The sequence below is a fragment of the Pseudomonas sp. GL_117 genome (assembly GCF_057835125.1).
The window spans coordinates 5,527,610-5,543,713 of the sequence record NZ_CM174418.1 but is presented as its reverse complement, the minus strand read 5'-3'; the positions used below and the strand labels follow the sequence as shown (position 1 = coordinate 5,543,713).

Here is a 16,104-nt window from a genome sequence, read left to right as displayed (position 1 = left end):
AAAGGCCTTGAAAGACCTACTGAATTTGCTGAAAAACCAGGGTCAAGTCGAAGAGTTCGACGCCATCCGTATTGGATTGGCATCGCCTGAGATGATCCGTTCGTGGTCGTTCGGTGAAGTTAAAAAGCCGGAAACCATCAACTACCGTACGTTCAAACCTGAGCGTGACGGCCTGTTCTGCGCCAAGATCTTTGGCCCGGTAAAGGATTACGAGTGCCTGTGCGGTAAGTACAAGCGCTTGAAGCATCGCGGTGTGATCTGCGAGAAGTGCGGCGTTGAAGTTGCACTGGCCAAGGTTCGTCGTGAGCGCATGGCGCACATCGAACTGGCTTCGCCGGTTGCCCACATCTGGTTCCTGAAATCGCTGCCGTCCCGTATCGGCTTGCTGATGGACATGACCCTGCGTGATATCGAACGCGTTCTCTACTTCGAGAGCTATGTCGTTATCGACCCAGGCATGACCACCCTTGAAAAAGGTCAGCTGCTGAACGACGAGCAGTACTTCGAAGCGCTGGAAGAGTTCGGCGACGATTTCGATGCCCGCATGGGTGCCGAAGCTGTCCGCGAGCTGCTGCACGCTATCGACCTGGAGCACGAGATTGGCCGTCTGCGCGAAGAAATTCCGCAAACCAACTCCGAAACCAAGATCAAGAAGCTGTCCAAGCGTCTGAAGTTGATGGAAGCCTTCCAGGGTTCCGGCAACTTGCCAGAGTGGATGGTGCTGACCGTTCTGCCGGTTCTGCCGCCAGACCTGCGTCCGCTGGTACCGTTGGACGGTGGTCGTTTCGCGACGTCCGACCTCAACGACCTGTACCGCCGCGTGATCAACCGTAACAACCGCTTGAAGCGCCTGCTCGATCTGTCCGCTCCGGACATCATCGTGCGCAACGAAAAGCGTATGTTGCAAGAAGCTGTCGATGCCTTGCTCGACAACGGTCGTCGTGGCCGCGCTATCACCGGTTCCAACAAGCGTCCTCTGAAATCCCTGGCTGACATGATCAAGGGTAAGCAAGGTCGTTTCCGTCAGAACTTGCTCGGTAAGCGTGTTGACTACTCCGGTCGTTCGGTAATTACCGTAGGCCCGACCCTGCGTCTGCACCAGTGCGGTCTGCCTAAGAAGATGGCACTTGAGCTGTTCAAGCCATTCATCTTCGGCAAGCTGGAAATGCGCGGTCTCGCGACCACCATCAAAGCGGCCAAGAAAATGGTCGAGCGCGAACTGCCAGAGGTTTGGGACGTTCTCGCCGAAGTGATCCGCGAACACCCGGTTCTCCTCAACCGTGCACCGACCCTTCACCGTCTGGGTATCCAGGCGTTTGAACCGGTACTGATCGAAGGTAAGGCTATCCAGCTGCACCCTCTGGTCTGTGCTGCGTACAACGCCGACTTCGACGGCGACCAAATGGCCGTGCACGTACCGCTGACACTGGAAGCCCAGTTGGAAGCGCGTGCGTTGATGATGTCGACCAACAACATTCTGTCGCCAGCCAACGGTGAGCCAATCATCGTTCCGTCGCAGGACGTTGTATTGGGTCTGTACTACATGACCCGTGAAGCGATCAACGCCAAGGGCGAAGGTCGTGTGTTCGCTGACCTGCAAGAAGTTGACCGTGTGTTCCGTGCCGGCGAAGCCGCACTGCACGCCAAGGTCAAAGTGCGGATCAACGAAACCGTCAACGACCGTGATGGTGGCAGCGTGAGCGGCACCCGTATCGTCGACACCACTGTCGGCCGTGCGTTGCTGTATCAAGTTGTGCCAAAAGGTTTGTCCTACGACGTCGTCAACCTGCCGATGAAGAAAAAGGCGATCTCCAAGCTGATCAACCAGTGCTACCGCGTGGTTGGTTTGAAAGAGACCGTGATCTTCGCTGACCAGTTGATGTACACCGGCTTTGCTTATTCGACCATTTCCGGCGTTTCCATCGGTGTTAACGACTTCGTTATTCCGGATGAAAAAGCCCAGATCATCGGTGCTGCTACCGATGAAGTGAAAGAGATCGAGAGCCAGTACGCCTCCGGCCTGGTAACCCAGGGCGAGAAGTACAACAAAGTGATCGACCTTTGGTCGAAGGCGAACGACGAAGTTTCCAAGGCGATGATGGCCAACCTCTCGAAAGAGAAGGTTATCGACCGTCACGGCGTGGAAGTCGATCAAGAGTCCTTCAACTCGATGTACATGATGGCCGACTCGGGCGCACGGGGTTCTGCTGCGCAGATCCGTCAGCTCGCCGGCATGCGTGGCCTGATGGCCAAGCCGGACGGTTCCATCATCGAAACGCCGATCACTGCGAACTTCCGTGAAGGTTTGAGCGTACTTCAGTACTTCATCTCCACTCACGGTGCTCGTAAGGGTCTTGCGGATACCGCGTTGAAAACCGCCAACTCCGGTTACCTGACTCGTCGTCTGGTAGACGTTGCACAAGATCTGGTAGTAACCGAGATCGACTGCGGCACCGAGCACGGCCTGCTGATGACTCCGCACATTGAAGGCGGTGACGTTGTAGAGCCGTTGGGTGAACGCGTTCTGGGTCGAGTGATCGCCCGTGACGTATTCAAGCCTGGCACCGAAGAAATCATCGTTCCTGCCGGCACCTTGGTAGACGAGAAGTGGGTCGAGTTCATCGAACTCAACAGCATCGACGAAGTGATTGTTCGCTCGCCGATCAGCTGCGAAACCCGCTACGGCATTTGCGCCAAGTGCTACGGCCGTGACTTGGCTCGTGGTCACCAGGTGAACATTGGTGAAGCGGTCGGCGTTATCGCTGCCCAGTCCATCGGTGAGCCGGGTACCCAGCTGACCATGCGTACGTTCCACATCGGTGGTGCGGCAAGCCGGACCTCCGCAGCTGACAGCGTTCAGGTGAAGAATGGCGGTACCGTCCGTCTGCACAACCTGAAGCACGTTGAGCGAGTGGATGGCCACCTGGTTGCTGTGTCCCGTTCCGGTGAGCTGGCAATCGCTGATGACTACGGTCGTGAGCGTGAGCGCTACAAGCTGCCGTACGGTGCTGTGATTTCGGTTAAAGAAGGTGACAAGGTCGACGCTGGCGCAATCGTGGCCAAGTGGGATCCGCACACTCACCCAATCGTTACCGAAATGAAAGGTACCGTGACCTACGTGGGCATGGAAGAAGGCATCACGATCAAGCGTCAGACTGACGAATTGACCGGTATGACAAACATTGAAGTACTCGACGCGAAAGATCGTCCAGCTGCCGGTAAAGACATCCGTCCTGCCGTGAAGATGGTCGATGACAACGGCAAGGATCTGTTGCTGCCAGGCACTGACGTAATCGCTCAGTACTTCCTGCCAGCCAACGCCCTGGTCGGTGTAGCGGATGGTGCGAAGATCGCGATCGGTGATGTTATCGCGCGTATCCCGCAAGAAACTTCGAAGACCCGTGACATCACCGGTGGTCTGCCGCGTGTTGCCGACTTGTTCGAAGCTCGTCGTCCGAAAGAAGCGTCGATTCTGGCTGAAGTCAGCGGCACCATCGCGTTCGGTAAAGAAACCAAAGGCAAGCGCCGTCTGGTTATTACCCCGAACGACGGTAGCGATCCGTATGAAGAGCTGATTCCAAAGTGGCGTCACCTGAACGTGTTCGAAGGCGAACAGGTAAACCGCGGCGAAGTTATCTCCGACGGCCCGAGCGATCCACACGACATCCTGCGTCTGCTGGGTGTGAGTGCGCTGGCCAAGTACATCGTTAACGAGATCCAGGACGTTTACCGTCTGCAAGGCGTGAAGATCAACGATAAGCACATCGAGACCATCCTGCGTCAGATGCTGCGTAAAGTTGAAATCGCTGAATCCGGCGATTCCAGTTTCATCAAGGGCGACCAGATGGAACTGACTCACGTACTGGTAGAGAACGAACGTCTGGCGAACGAGGAGAAATTTGTTTCCAAGTTCACTCGTGTGTTGCTGGGTATCACCAAGGCGTCGTTGTCCACTGAGTCGTTCATCTCGGCGGCCTCCTTCCAGGAGACCACTCGCGTACTGACCGAAGCAGCGGTAACCGGCAAGCGCGATTACCTGCGCGGCCTGAAAGAAAACGTGGTCGTGGGTCGTTTGATCCCGGCTGGTACCGGTTTGGCTTATCACAGCGAGCGTAAGCGCCGCCGTGATGCTGACAAGCCGTTGCGCGTAAGCGCCAGTGAAGTGGAAGCTGCACTGACCGAAGCGCTGAACTCAAGCGGTAACTGAGTTCTGCGATAAATAAGTCTGGGCCCTGGCAGTCCCATTCGTCGGAACGAGGCAATTTTGCCCCGGTTCGATGAGTGGGAAGGTCGGGGCCTTGCCTTGACTGGGGGCAAGATCCTCTTTAGACTCTTGTACCCCTAAATTTGGCGGGAATTCGTTCCTGCCATTTTGCTTTTCTTGCAAGACAATAGCGTCGCAAGACAACAGTGGAGCTAGTAGATGGCAACTATCAACCAGCTGGTACGTCAGCCGCGTAAGCGTATCGTCGAGAAATCCGACGTGCCTGCGCTGCAGAACTGCCCGCAACGTCGTGGCGTATGCACCCGTGTGTATACCACCACGCCGAAAAAACCTAACTCGGCACTGCGTAAAGTATGCCGTGTGCGCCTGACCAACGGTTTCGAGGTTTCCTCGTACATCGGTGGTGAAGGTCACAACCTGCAAGAGCACAGCGTGGTACTGATCCGCGGCGGTCGTGTAAAAGACTTGCCAGGTGTTCGTTACCACACCGTACGCGGCTCCTTGGATACTTCCGGCGTTAAAGGTCGTAACCAGGGTCGTTCGAAGTACGGTACCAAGAAGCCTAAGTAGTAGCGGCTTTTTGTAAAACTGAATCATCTTATTTTCTGAGTCGATAAGAGTAAGGTCGGAGGCGTCCCGAAAGGGCACCGATTCCGAGCGAACCTGAAGACCGTTTGAGGGCTTATCCATGCCAAGAAGACGCGTAGCAGCCAAGCGCGAAGTGCTTGACGATCCAAAATACGGAAGCCAAATCCTGGCCAAGTTCATGAACCACGTGATGGAAAGCGGCAAGAAAGCCGTTGCCGAGCGTATCGTTTATGGCGCGCTGGAAAAGGTTAAAGAACGCAAGAACAGCGACCCCCTGGAAATCTTCGAGAAAGCTCTCGACGCCATCGCTCCGCTGGTCGAAGTGAAGTCGCGCCGTGTAGGCGGTGCTACTTACCAGGTTCCGGTTGAAGTTCGTCCGTCCCGTCGTAACGCTCTGGCAATGCGCTGGTTGGTAGACTTCGCCCGTAAGCGTGGCGAGAAGTCTATGGCTCTGCGTTTGGCCGGCGAACTGTTGGACGCTGCCGAAGGTAAAGGTGCTGCTGTTAAGAAGCGTGAAGACGTGCACCGTATGGCTGAAGCCAACAAAGCTTTCTCGCACTACCGCTTCTAATCTTAGCTTCACTAATTTTGCGAGGGCTTTATGGCTCGTACTACTCCGATTAGCCGCTACCGTAACATCGGTATCGTTGCTCACGTGGATGCTGGTAAAACCACCACCACCGAGCGCGTACTGTTTTACACCGGCAAAAGTCACAAAATGGGCGAGGTGCATGACGGCGCCGCGACCACAGACTGGATGGTTCAGGAGCAGGAGCGTGGTATTACCATTACTTCTGCTGCTATTACCGCCTTCTGGAAAGGTTCCGAGAAGCAGTACAAAGACGAGCATCGCTTCAACGTAATCGATACCCCGGGCCACGTAGACTTCACCATTGAAGTTGAACGTTCCCTGCGCGTACTCGACGGCGCTGTCGTTGTGTTCTGCGGTACCTCGGGTGTTGAGCCTCAGTCGGAAACCGTATGGCGTCAAGCCAACAAGTACGGCGTTCCACGTCTTGTTTACGTAAACAAGATGGACCGTGCTGGTGCCAACTTCCTGCGCGTGATCGGTCAGATCAAGCAGCGTCTGGGTCACACTCCGGTGCCAATCCAATTGGCTATCGGTTCCGAAGACAACTTCCAGGGTCAGATCGATCTGATCAACATGGAAGCTGTTTACTGGAATGATTCCGACAAAGGTATGGTTCCTGTTCGTAAGCCTATCCCTGCAGAGCTGCAGGAACTGGCTGACGAGTGGCGCAACAACATGGTCGAGGCTGCTGCCGAAGCCAGCGAAGAGCTGATGAACAAGTACCTCGAAGGTGAAGAGCTCACCAACGTGGAAATCAAGGCCGCTCTGCGTCAGCGTACTATCGCTGGCGAAATCGTCCTGGCTGTTTGCGGTTCTTCCTTCAAGAACAAGGGTGTTCCCCTGGTTCTCGACGCCGTTATCGACTTCCTGCCTGCTCCAACCGACATTCCTGCTATCAAGGGTTCCAACCCTGATAACGAGGAAGAAGAGATGGAGCGTCATGCTGACGACAGCGAGCCGTTCTCGGCTCTGGCGTTCAAGATCGCTACCGACCCATTCGTGGGTACTTTGACCTTCGTCCGTGTTTACTCGGGCGTGTTGGCATCCGGCGACGGCGTGATCAACTCGGTTAAAGGCAAGAAAGAGCGCGTGGGTCGTATGGTGCAAATGCACGCAAACGCCCGTGAAGAGATCAAGGAAGTTCGCGCTGGTGACATCGCGGCCCTGATCGGCATGAAGGACGTCACCACTGGTGAAACCTTGTGTGACGCTGCCAAGCCAATCATCCTGGTTCGTATGGACTTCCCGGAGCCGGTTATTTCGGTTGCCGTAGAGCCTAAGACCAAGGATGACCAGGAAAAAATGGGTATCGCTCTGGGCAAGCTTGCTCAGGAAGATCCATCTTTCCGCGTTAAAACTGATGAAGAGACTGGTCAAACGATCATCTCCGGCATGGGCGAGCTGCACCTGGACATCCTGGTTGACCGGATGCGCCGTGAGTTCAACGTCGAAGCCAACATCGGTAAGCCTCAGGTTTCCTATCGTGAGCGCATCACGAAGAATTGCGAAATCGAAGGCAAGTTCGTTCGTCAGTCCGGCGGTCGTGGTCAGTTCGGTCACTGCTGGATCCGTTTTGCTCCTGCTGACGAAGGTCAGGAAGGTCTGCAATTCGTGAACGAAGTAGTTGGTGGTGTTGTTCCTAAGGAATACATCCCGGCTATCCAGAAAGGCATCGAAGAGCAGATGAAGAACGGCGTTGTTGCCGGCTATCCGCTGATCGGCCTGAAAGCAACCGTTTTTGACGGTTCTTACCACGACGTCGACTCCAACGAGATGGCGTTTAAGGTGGCTGCCTCCATGGCTACCAAGCAACTGGCCCAGAAGGGCGGTGGTGAGTTGCTTGAGCCGATCATGGCGGTAGAAGTTGTTACACCTGAAGACTATATGGGTGATGTCATGGGCGACCTTAACCGTCGTCGCGGCATGATCTTGGGTATGGAAGACACGGTTTCCGGCAAAGTGATTCGCGCCGAGGTTCCGTTGGGTGAGATGTTCGGTTATGCGACCGACGTTCGCTCCATGTCCCAGGGTCGCGCAAGCTACTCTATGGAATTCAAAAAATACAACACAGCTCCGGCGCACATCGCTGAAACTGTATCCAAAAAACAAGGCTGATTCAGTCCTTTAGGCAAGGAGTTAATTGTCGTGGCTAAAGAAAAATTTGATCGTTCCCTACCGCACGTAAACGTTGGCACCATCGGCCACGTTGACCACGGTAAAACCACTCTGACCGCAGCTCTGACTCGCGTTTGCTCCGAAGTATTCGGTTCTGCAATCGTTGATTTCGATAAAATCGACAGCGCTCCAGAAGAAAAAGCTCGTGGTATCACCATCAACACCGCGCACGTCGAGTACAACTCGAAAATTCGTCACTACGCTCACGTTGACTGCCCAGGTCACGCTGACTATGTGAAGAACATGATCACCGGTGCTGCCCAGATGGACGGCGCGATCCTGGTTTGCTCGGCCGCTGATGGTCCGATGCCACAAACCCGTGAGCACATCCTGCTGTCCCGTCAGGTAGGCGTTCCGTACATCGTGGTTTTCCTGAACAAGGCTGACCTGGTAGACGACGCTGAGCTGCTGGAACTGGTTGAGATGGAAGTGCGCGATCTGCTGAGCACTTACGACTTCCCAGGCGACGACACTCCGATCATCATCGGTTCTGCTCGTATGGCTCTGGAAGGTAAAGACGACAACGAAATGGGCACCACTGCCGTTCGTAAACTGGTTGAAACTCTGGATACCTACATCCCAGAACCAGTTCGTCTGACCGACAAGCCGTTCCTGATGCCAATCGAAGACGTGTTCTCGATCTCCGGTCGCGGTACTGTTGTGACTGGTCGTATCGAGCGCGGTATCGTTCGCGTTCAAGATCCGCTGGAAATCGTTGGTCTGCGTGACACCACCGTCACCACCTGCACCGGTGTTGAAATGTTCCGCAAGCTGCTCGACGAAGGTCGTGCTGGCGAGAACTGCGGCGTTCTGCTGCGTGGTACCAAGCGTGACGACGTTGAGCGTGGCCAGGTTCTGGTTAAGCCAGGCACCGTTAAGCCGCACACCAAGTTCACCGCAGAAGTCTACGTTCTGAGCAAGGAAGAAGGCGGTCGTCACACTCCGTTCTTCAAAGGCTACCGTCCTCAGTTCTACTTCCGTACTACTGACGTGACTGGTAACTGCCAGCTGCCAGAAGGCGTTGAAATGGTAATGCCAGGTGATAACATCCAAATGGAAGTTACCCTGATCAAAACCATCGCAATGGAAGACGGTCTGCGCTTCGCTATCCGTGAAGGCGGCCGTACCGTTGGTGCTGGTGTTGTAGCTAAAATCATCGAGTAAGCTCTTTTTTGAGTTAGCTTGATGCTTTGAAAAAGGCCCCCGCTCAGCGGGGGCCTTTTTTATTGGGTTGACACCTATCTGGGGCGTCTATAGAATTGCGCCTCCTTTTAACGGGCGTATTGCGCTCGCTGGGAATAGCAGCCGGAGTCTGAAATCCAATGCAAAATCAGCAAATCCGTATCAGGTTGAAGGCTTTTGACCATCGCCTGATCGACCAATCCACCCAGGAAATCGTGGAAACCGCGAAACGTACTGGTGCTCAAGTGCGTGGTCCAATTCCACTGCCTACCCGTAAAGAGCGGTTCACCGTTCTGGTCTCCCCGCACGTCAACAAAGACGCGCGTGACCAGTACGAGATCCGTACTCATAAGCGCGTACTGGACATCGTCCAGCCAACGGATAAAACCGTTGATGCACTTATGAAGCTTGATCTGGCGGCCGGTGTGGAAGTACAGATCAGCCTCGGCTAAGACTTGGGTCTTAGTCGTGTAACGCTCTGAAATGGGCGGCCATAGCGGGTGAAAGCCCCGTACACTCATGAGGTTTACAACATGACTATTGGTGTAGTCGGTCGTAAATGCGGTATGACCCGTATTTTCACCGAAGAAGGTGTCTCCATTCCGGTCACGGTCATTGAGATCGAACCGAATCGCGTCACCCAGTTCAAAACTGAAGAAACCGATGGCTATCGTGCAGTGCAAGTCACTGTCGGCGAGCGTCGTGCTTCGCGCGTGACTGCTGCTCAAGCAGGTCACTTCGCAAAAGCAAACGTTGCAGCTGGTCGTACTGTTATGGAGTTCCGTCTTGAAGATGGCGACTACCAGGCTGGCGATCTGATCAACGCTGAAATCTTCGCCGCTGGTCAACTGGTTGATGTAACCGGTCAGTCCAAGGGTAAAGGCTTCCAGGGTACGATCAAGCGTTGGAATTTCCGTGGCCAAGACAACACTCACGGTAACTCCGTTTCCCACCGCGTCCCGGGCTCTATTGGCCAGTGCCAGACTCCTGGTCGTGTATTCAAGGGCAAAAAAATGTCCGGTCATATGGGCGCTGAGCGCGTGACCGTGCAGTCCCTCGAAGTAGTGCGCGTCGACGCTGAACGCAATCTGTTGTTGGTCAAGGGTGCTGTTCCTGGCGCTACTGGCGGCAACCTGGTTGTACGTCCAGCGGCCAAGGCTCGCGGTTAAGGGGAAGCTGACATGCAATTAAATGTAAATGACGCTCAAGCGATCGAAGTTTCCGAACTGACATTTGGCGGCGAATTCAACGAGACGCTGGTTCACCAAGCAGTCGTGGCCTACATGGCCGGCGGCCGTCAAGGTAGCAAGCAGCAAAAGACCCGTTCCGACGTACGTGGTGGCGGTAAGCGCCCTTGGCGTCAGAAAGGCACTGGCCGTGCTCGTGCCGGTACTATCCGTAGCCCAATCTGGCGTGGCGGCGGTACCACTTTCGCAGCTCGTCCACAGGATCACTCTCAGAAGCTCAACAAGAAGATGTATCGCGCAGCACTGCGCTCCATCCTTGCTGAACTCGTGCGTACTGATCGTCTGGTCGTGGTTCAGGACTTCGCTGTTGAAAGTCCAAAAACCAAAGATCTGCTGGGCAAACTGAACAACATGAGCCTGACCGACGTTTTGATCGTGTCTGAAGCTGTTGATCAGAACCTGTACCTGGCTGCTCGCAACCTGCCACACGTTGATGTACGTGACGTGCAAGGTTCCGATCCAGTTAGTCTGATCGCATACGACAAGGTGTTGATCACCGTGTCGGCCGTGAAGAAATTCGAGGAGCTGCTGGGATGAACCAGGAACGCGTATTTAAAGTTCTGCTTGGCCCGCACGTTTCCGAAAAGGCTACGGTTCTGGCTGACAAGAAAGGCCAGTTCGTTTTCAAGGTTGCAACTGACGCAACCAAGCTGGAAATCAAGAAGGCCGTCGAAAGCCTGTTCAGCGTGAAAGTAGAGCGTGTTACTACCCTGAATGTTCTGGGTAAGAGCAAGCGCACTGCTCGCGGTCTGGGCAAGCGTAATGACTGGAAGAAGGCAGTTATCTCCCTTCAGCCAGGCCAAGATCTCGATTTCAGCAGCAGTGCTGAGTAAGGAAGGGGTGCATCATGGCAATCGTTAAATGCAAACCGACTTCCCCTGGCCGCCGTTTTGTGGTCAAGGTGGTCAACCAGGAGCTGCATAAAGGCGCTCCTCACGCACCGCTGCTCGAGAAAAAATCGAAGTCTGGTGGTCGTAACAACAATGGTCGTATTACCACTCGTCACATCGGTGGTGGCCATAAGCAGCATTATCGTCTGGTCGACTTCCGTCGCAACGACAAAGATGGCATCTCTGCCACTGTCGAGCGTATCGAATACGATCCAAACCGTACTGCTCACATCGCTCTGCTGCTGTACGCAGATGGCGAGCGTCGCTACATCATCGCCCCTAAAGGCGTGAGCGCTGGCGACCAGCTGATCGCAGGTGCCCTGGCACCGATCAAGCCGGGCAACGCTCTGCAACTGCGTAACATTCCAGTTGGTAGCACCGTACACGGCATCGAATTGAAGCCAGGTAAAGGCGCACAGATCGCTCGTTCCGCTGGTGCTTCGGCTCAGCTGATCGCTCGTGAAGGTGTCTACGTGACCCTGCGTCTGCGTTCTGGTGAGATGCGTAAAGTGCTGGCTGAATGCCGCGCGACCCTGGGCGAAGTCTCGAACTCCGAGCACAGCCTGCGTTCGCTGGGTAAAGCTGGTGCCAAACGCTGGCGTGGCGTTCGCCCAACCGTTCGTGGTGTTGCCATGAACCCGGTTGACCACCCACACGGTGGTGGTGAAGGTCGTACCTCTGGTGGTCGTCATCCGGTATCGCCATGGGGCTTCCCGACTAAGGGCGCGAAGACTCGTGGTAATAAGCGTACCGACAAAATGATCGTCCGTCGTCGCAAGTAAATAGAGGGATACGACAGTGCCACGTTCTCTGAAAAAAGGTCCTTTTATTGATCTTCACCTACTGAAGAAGATCGAAGTGGCGGCGGAAAAGAACGATCGCAAACCAGTTAAGACCTGGTCGCGTCGTTCGATGATCCTGCCACAAATGGTCGGTCTGACCATCGCAGTACACAACGGTCGTCAACACGTCCCAGTTCTCGTTAACGAAGACATGGTCGGCCACAAACTGGGCGAGTTTGCCGGTACCCGCACTTATCGTGGGCACGTGGCAGACAAGAAAGCCAAGCGTTAAGGGGTTAGGAAATGGAAGTAGCCGCTAAGTTGTCGGGCGCTCGAATCTCCGCCCAGAAAGCCCGCTTGGTCGCCGACCAGATCCGCGGGAAGAAGGTGGGCGAAGCGCTCAACCTGTTGGCTTTCAGCAGTAAGAAAGCCGCCGAGATCATGAAGAAAGTGCTGGAGTCGGCCGTAGCCAACGCCGAGCATAACGAAGGCGCAGACGTTGATGACCTGAAGGTCAGCACCGTTTTCGTCAACGAAGGGCGTTCGCTGAAGCGCATCATGCCACGTGCCAAAGGCCGTGCTGATCGCATCGTCAAGCGGTCTTGCCATATCACTGTCAAGGTTGCTGACAAGTAACGGAGTCGAAGAGATGGGTCAGAAAGTACATCCCATTGGCATTCGCCTGGGAATCGTCAAGGAGCACACCTCCGTCTGGTACGCAGACGGTCGGACTTATGCGGACTACTTGTTCGCTGATCTGAAGGTGCGTGAGTATCTCCAAGACAAACTAAAAAGCGCGTCCGTAAGCCGTATCGATATCCATCGTCCGGCCCAAACTGCACGTATCACCATCCACACCGCTCGTCCAGGTATCGTTATCGGGAAGAAAGGTGAAGATGTTGAGAAACTGCGTCAGGACCTGACCAAGCAAATGGGTGTGCCTGTGCACATCAATATCGAAGAGATCCGCAAGCCGGAGCTCGACGGTATGCTGGTTGCGCAGAGCGTAGCTCAGCAGCTGGAGCGTCGCGTAATGTTCCGTCGCGCTATGAAGCGCGCAGTACAGAACGCCATGCGCATTGGTGCCAAAGGCATCAAAATCCAAGTGAGCGGTCGTCTCGGCGGTGCTGAAATCGCACGTACTGAATGGTATCGCGAAGGTCGTGTGCCACTGCACACCCTGCGTGCCGACATCGACTATGCCAACTACGAAGCTCACACCACTTACGGTGTGATCGGTGTAAAGGTTTGGATCTTCAAAGGCGAAGTAATTGGTGGTCGCCAAGAAGAACTGAAACCACAAGCACCAGCGCCTCGTAAAAAAGCTGCTAAGTAAGGGGTACGCCAAATGTTGCAACCTAAGCGTACGAAGTTCCGCAAGCAGATGACAGGCCACAACCGTGGTCTGGCTCAGCGCGGTAGCAAAGTCAGCTTCGGCGAGTTCGCGCTGAAGTCTGTAGCTCGTGGTCGTCTCACCGCTCGTCAGATCGAGTCAGCGCGTCGTGCTCTGACCCGTCACGTAAAACGTGGCGGCAAGATCTGGATCCGTGTATTCCCGGACAAGCCGATCTCCAAGAAGCCTCTCGAAGTGCGGATGGGTAAAGGTAAGGGTAACGTGGAATACTGGGTAGCCCAGATTCAGCCAGGCAAAGTCCTGTATGAGATCGAGGGTGTTTCTGAAGAGCTGGCGCGTGAGGCTTTCGCCCTGGCTGCTGCAAAGCTGCCGCTCGCCACCTCCTTTGTTAAACGGACGGTGATGTGATGAAAGCGAATGAACTTCGTGAAAAATCCGCACAGCAGCTGAACGAGCAACTGCTCGGCTTGCTGCGCGACCAGTTCAATCTGCGTATGCAGAAAGCAACTGGCCAGTTGGGGCAGTCTCATCTGCTCTCGCAAGTTAAGCGTGACATCGCTCGCGTGAAGACTGTGCTCAACCAGCAGGCAGGTAAGTGATCATGGCTGAAGCCGAAAAGACTGTCCGTACGCTGACTGGCCGTGTTGTCAGCGACAAGATGGACAAAACCATCACCGTTTTGATCGAGCGTCGCGTTAAGCACCCGATCTACGGTAAATATGTTAAGCGTTCGACTAAGCTGCACGCGCACGACGAAACCAATCAGTGCCACATCGGCGACAAAGTCACTATTCGTGAAACTCGTCCGCTGGCCAAGACCAAGTCTTGGGCACTGGTTGATGTTCTCGAACGCGCTGTGGAAGTCTAAGGACTAGGGGTCGGAGAAATTATATGATTCAGACTCAATCCATGCTCGATGTGGCCGATAACAGCGGCGCTCGCCGTGTTATGTGCATCAAGGTGCTGGGTGGCTCCCATCGTCGTTACGCTGGTATCGGTGACATCATCAAAGTTACCGTGAAGGAAGCAATTCCTCGCGGTAAAGTGAAAAAAGGCCAAGTGATGACTGCTGTTGTAGTCCGCACTCGTCACGGCGTACGTCGTGCTGATGGCTCCATTATCCGCTTTGATGGCAACGCTGCTGTTCTTCTGAACAACAAGCAAGAGCCGATCGGCACCCGTATCTTTGGGCCAGTGACCCGTGAACTTCGTACTGAGAAGTTCATGAAGATCGTCTCGCTCGCCCCAGAAGTGCTGTAAGGAGATCCGACATGCAAAAGATTCGTCGTGACGACGAGATCATCGTGATCGCCGGCAAAGACAAAGGTAAGCGCGGTAAGGTGCTTAAGGTTCTCGCTAATAACCGTCTGGTTATCGGTGGTCTGAACCTGGTTAAGCGTCATACCAAGCCTAACCCGATGTCGGGCGTGCAGGGCGGTATCGTCGAGAAAGAAGCTCCGCTGGATGCTTCTAACGTCGCCATCTTCAACGGCGAAACCAACAAGGCTGACCGCGTTGGTTTCAAAGTAGAAGACGGTAAGAAAATTCGTGTCTTCAAGTCGACCCAAAAAGCGGTTGATGCTTGAACACTGCTAGGTAGATTAGACCATGGCACGACTACAAGAGATTTACCGGAAGGAAATCGCCCCTAAGCTTAAGGAAGAACTTAAGCTTGGGAACGTGATGGAAGTTCCGCGCGTTACCAAAATCACCCTGAACATGGGTCTGGGCGAAGCGATCGGCGACAAAAAAGTCATCGAGCACGCTGTTGCTGACCTGGAAAAGATCACCGGCCAGAAAGTCGTTGTGACCTACGCTCGGAAATCCATCGCTGGCTTTAAAGTCCGTGAAGGTTGGCCGATCGGCGTCAAAGTGACCCTGCGCCGTGAGCGTATGTACGAATTCCTGGATCGTCTGCTGTCGATCTCCCTGCCTCGGGTTCGCGACTTCCGCGGCCTGAATGCCAAGTCCTTCGATGGTCGTGGTAACTACAGCATGGGCGTGAAAGAGCAGATCATCTTCCCGGAAATCGACTACGATAAGATCGATGCTCTCCGCGGTCTGGACATCACCCTGACCACCACTGCCAAGAACGATGATGAAGGTCGCGCCCTGTTGCGTGCTTTCAAATTCCCGTTCCGCAACTGATTGGAGTAGGACCATGGCCAAGATGAGCATGAAAAACCGCGAGCTGAAGCGTCAGCTCACGGTTGCCAAGTACGCCAAGAAGCGTGCAGCACTGAAAGCAATCATCGTTGATCTGAACGCAAGTCCAGAAGCGCGTTGGGAAGCTACAGTAGCTCTGCAGAAGCAGCCACGTGACGCAAGCGCTTCGCGCATGCGTAACCGCTGCCGCCTGACCGGTCGTCCACACGGCGTTTACCGCAAGTTCGGCCTCGGCCGTAACAAACTGCGTGAAGCGGCAATGCGTGGTGACGTACCAGGTCTGGTTAAAGCCAGCTGGTAAGTACTTTCAACGTCCGGGTGGTCTGAATCGAAAGATACTGACCGCCGGTGACCTTGAATCTGGAACAAGCCCCTTTTGGGGCTTGTTTCATTTCCGGAGTGTGTCTAAAATACGCGGCTCGCCTGAGCCCGTGTTTTTTACACGGAGATTCTCGGCGATATATGTAGCCGCAAGGCTAATTTTTTTGTATTAGGAGCGTCTAGCCCATGAGTATGCAGGACCCGTTAGCGGACATGCTAACTCGTATCCGTAATGCCCAGATGGCTGAAAAGTCCGTCGTAAGCATGCCATCTTCCAAGTTGAAGGTAGCTGTTGCCAAAGTCCTGAAAGACGAAGGCTACATTGCGGATTATCAGATCAGCAGCGATGTTAAAGCACTGCTGTCCATCGAGCTGAAGTACTTCGAAGGCCGTTCGGTCATCGAGGAAGTGAAGCGCGTTAGCCGTCCAGGCCTGCGTCAGTACAAGTCCGCTGAAGATCTGCCGAAAGTTCGTGGCGGTCTGGGCGTGTCTATCGTCTCCACCAACAAAGGTGTGATGACGGATCGTGCTGCGCGCGCTGCCGGTGTCGGCGGCGAAGTTCTTTGCACTGTGTTCTAAGGG

General features: G+C 54.6%; 21 protein-coding genes. All 21 read left to right on the top strand.

Annotated elements, in window-relative coordinates:
- Nucleotides 1–7: 7 nt before the first annotated feature.
- The 21 genes from rpoC (at nt 8) to rpsH (ending at nt 16,101) form a co-directional block, all read left to right on the top strand.
- Nucleotides 8–4,207 carry a DNA-directed RNA polymerase subunit beta' gene (rpoC, locus tag AC3ISR_RS25360; protein ID WP_192299102.1) on the top strand — a complete coding sequence of 1,400 codons (4,200 nt, stop codon included), beginning with the start codon at nt 8–10 and terminating at the stop codon, nt 4,205–4,207.
- Between the two features lie 216 nt (nt 4,208–4,423).
- The gene (gene rpsL, locus AC3ISR_RS25355) at nt 4,424–4,795 is read left to right on the top strand and encodes a 30S ribosomal protein S12 (RefSeq protein WP_002555494.1); all 372 of its coding nucleotides are present in this window, start codon (nt 4,424–4,426) and stop codon (nt 4,793–4,795) included.
- A gap of 118 nt (nt 4,796–4,913) precedes the next feature.
- Complete coding sequence (rpsG, locus tag AC3ISR_RS25350; protein ID WP_002555493.1) at nt 4,914–5,384, top strand: 30S ribosomal protein S7; 471 nt, start codon at nt 4,914–4,916, stop codon at nt 5,382–5,384.
- Nucleotides 5,385–5,414: 30 nt separating this feature from the next.
- Entirely contained in the window at nt 5,415–7,520 is a 2,106-nt protein-coding gene (gene fusA / locus AC3ISR_RS25345; protein ID WP_192299101.1) for an elongation factor G, read from the top strand.
- 30 nt (nt 7,521–7,550) lie between these two features.
- Nucleotides 7,551–8,744, top strand: coding sequence for an elongation factor Tu (gene tuf / locus AC3ISR_RS25340; RefSeq protein ID WP_017736669.1), 1,194 nt, complete (start codon nt 7,551–7,553; stop codon nt 8,742–8,744).
- A 158-nt stretch (nt 8,745–8,902) separates the two neighbouring features.
- The gene (rpsJ, locus tag AC3ISR_RS25335; protein WP_003186070.1) at nt 8,903–9,214 is read left to right on the top strand and encodes a 30S ribosomal protein S10; all 312 of its coding nucleotides are present in this window, start codon (nt 8,903–8,905) and stop codon (nt 9,212–9,214) included.
- A gap of 81 nt (nt 9,215–9,295) precedes the next feature.
- Nucleotides 9,296–9,931 carry a 50S ribosomal protein L3 gene (rplC, locus tag AC3ISR_RS25330; protein WP_003194649.1) on the top strand — a complete coding sequence of 212 codons (636 nt, stop codon included), beginning with the start codon at nt 9,296–9,298 and terminating at the stop codon, nt 9,929–9,931.
- Nucleotides 9,932–9,943: 12 nt separating this feature from the next.
- Entirely contained in the window at nt 9,944–10,546 is a 603-nt protein-coding gene (gene rplD / locus AC3ISR_RS25325) for a 50S ribosomal protein L4 (RefSeq protein ID WP_003176424.1), read from the top strand.
- Nucleotides 10,543–10,842 (top strand): 50S ribosomal protein L23, encoded by a 300-nt coding sequence (gene rplW / locus AC3ISR_RS25320; RefSeq protein WP_002555488.1) that lies wholly within the window; start codon nt 10,543–10,545, stop codon nt 10,840–10,842. The genes rplD and rplW overlap by 4 nt, the downstream gene beginning before the upstream one ends.
- 14 nt (nt 10,843–10,856) lie before the next feature.
- On the top strand, nt 10,857–11,681 hold the full coding sequence (gene rplB / locus AC3ISR_RS25315; RefSeq protein ID WP_008053874.1) for a 50S ribosomal protein L2: 825 nt from the start codon (nt 10,857–10,859) through the stop codon (nt 11,679–11,681).
- Nucleotides 11,682–11,697: 16 nt separating this feature from the next.
- Nucleotides 11,698–11,973 (top strand): 30S ribosomal protein S19, encoded by a 276-nt coding sequence (gene rpsS, locus AC3ISR_RS25310; protein WP_002555486.1) that lies wholly within the window; start codon nt 11,698–11,700, stop codon nt 11,971–11,973.
- Nucleotides 11,974–11,984: 11 nt separating this feature from the next.
- On the top strand, nt 11,985–12,317 hold the full coding sequence (rplV, locus tag AC3ISR_RS25305; RefSeq protein ID WP_003103908.1) for a 50S ribosomal protein L22: 333 nt from the start codon (nt 11,985–11,987) through the stop codon (nt 12,315–12,317).
- Between the two features lie 13 nt (nt 12,318–12,330).
- Nucleotides 12,331–13,017, top strand: coding sequence for a 30S ribosomal protein S3 (gene rpsC, locus AC3ISR_RS25300; protein WP_003176422.1), 687 nt, complete (start codon nt 12,331–12,333; stop codon nt 13,015–13,017).
- 12 nt (nt 13,018–13,029) lie between these two features.
- The gene (gene rplP / locus AC3ISR_RS25295; RefSeq protein WP_003176421.1) at nt 13,030–13,443 is read left to right on the top strand and encodes a 50S ribosomal protein L16; all 414 of its coding nucleotides are present in this window, start codon (nt 13,030–13,032) and stop codon (nt 13,441–13,443) included.
- Nucleotides 13,443–13,634, top strand: coding sequence for a 50S ribosomal protein L29 (rpmC, locus tag AC3ISR_RS25290; RefSeq protein WP_002555481.1), 192 nt, complete (start codon nt 13,443–13,445; stop codon nt 13,632–13,634). The genes rplP and rpmC overlap by 1 nt, the downstream gene beginning before the upstream one ends.
- 2 nt (nt 13,635–13,636) lie before the next feature.
- On the top strand, nt 13,637–13,903 hold the full coding sequence (gene rpsQ, locus AC3ISR_RS25285) for a 30S ribosomal protein S17 (protein ID WP_003176419.1): 267 nt from the start codon (nt 13,637–13,639) through the stop codon (nt 13,901–13,903).
- Between the two features lie 23 nt (nt 13,904–13,926).
- Nucleotides 13,927–14,295 carry a 50S ribosomal protein L14 gene (gene rplN / locus AC3ISR_RS25280; RefSeq protein WP_002555479.1) on the top strand — a complete coding sequence of 123 codons (369 nt, stop codon included), beginning with the start codon at nt 13,927–13,929 and terminating at the stop codon, nt 14,293–14,295.
- Nucleotides 14,296–14,306: 11 nt separating this feature from the next.
- Nucleotides 14,307–14,621, top strand: coding sequence for a 50S ribosomal protein L24 (rplX, locus tag AC3ISR_RS25275; RefSeq protein ID WP_003176416.1), 315 nt, complete (start codon nt 14,307–14,309; stop codon nt 14,619–14,621).
- Nucleotides 14,622–14,643: 22 nt separating this feature from the next.
- Nucleotides 14,644–15,183: a 50S ribosomal protein L5 gene (rplE, locus tag AC3ISR_RS25270; RefSeq protein WP_003194642.1), complete on the top strand. Its 540-nt coding sequence runs from the start codon at nt 14,644–14,646 to the stop codon at nt 15,181–15,183.
- A 13-nt stretch (nt 15,184–15,196) separates the two neighbouring features.
- Nucleotides 15,197–15,502: a 30S ribosomal protein S14 gene (rpsN, locus tag AC3ISR_RS25265; protein ID WP_003176414.1), complete on the top strand. Its 306-nt coding sequence runs from the start codon at nt 15,197–15,199 to the stop codon at nt 15,500–15,502.
- A 206-nt stretch (nt 15,503–15,708) separates the two neighbouring features.
- Nucleotides 15,709–16,101 (top strand): 30S ribosomal protein S8, encoded by a 393-nt coding sequence (rpsH, locus tag AC3ISR_RS25260; RefSeq protein ID WP_192299100.1) that lies wholly within the window; start codon nt 15,709–15,711, stop codon nt 16,099–16,101.
- The last annotated feature ends 3 nt before the right edge of the window (nt 16,102–16,104 follow it).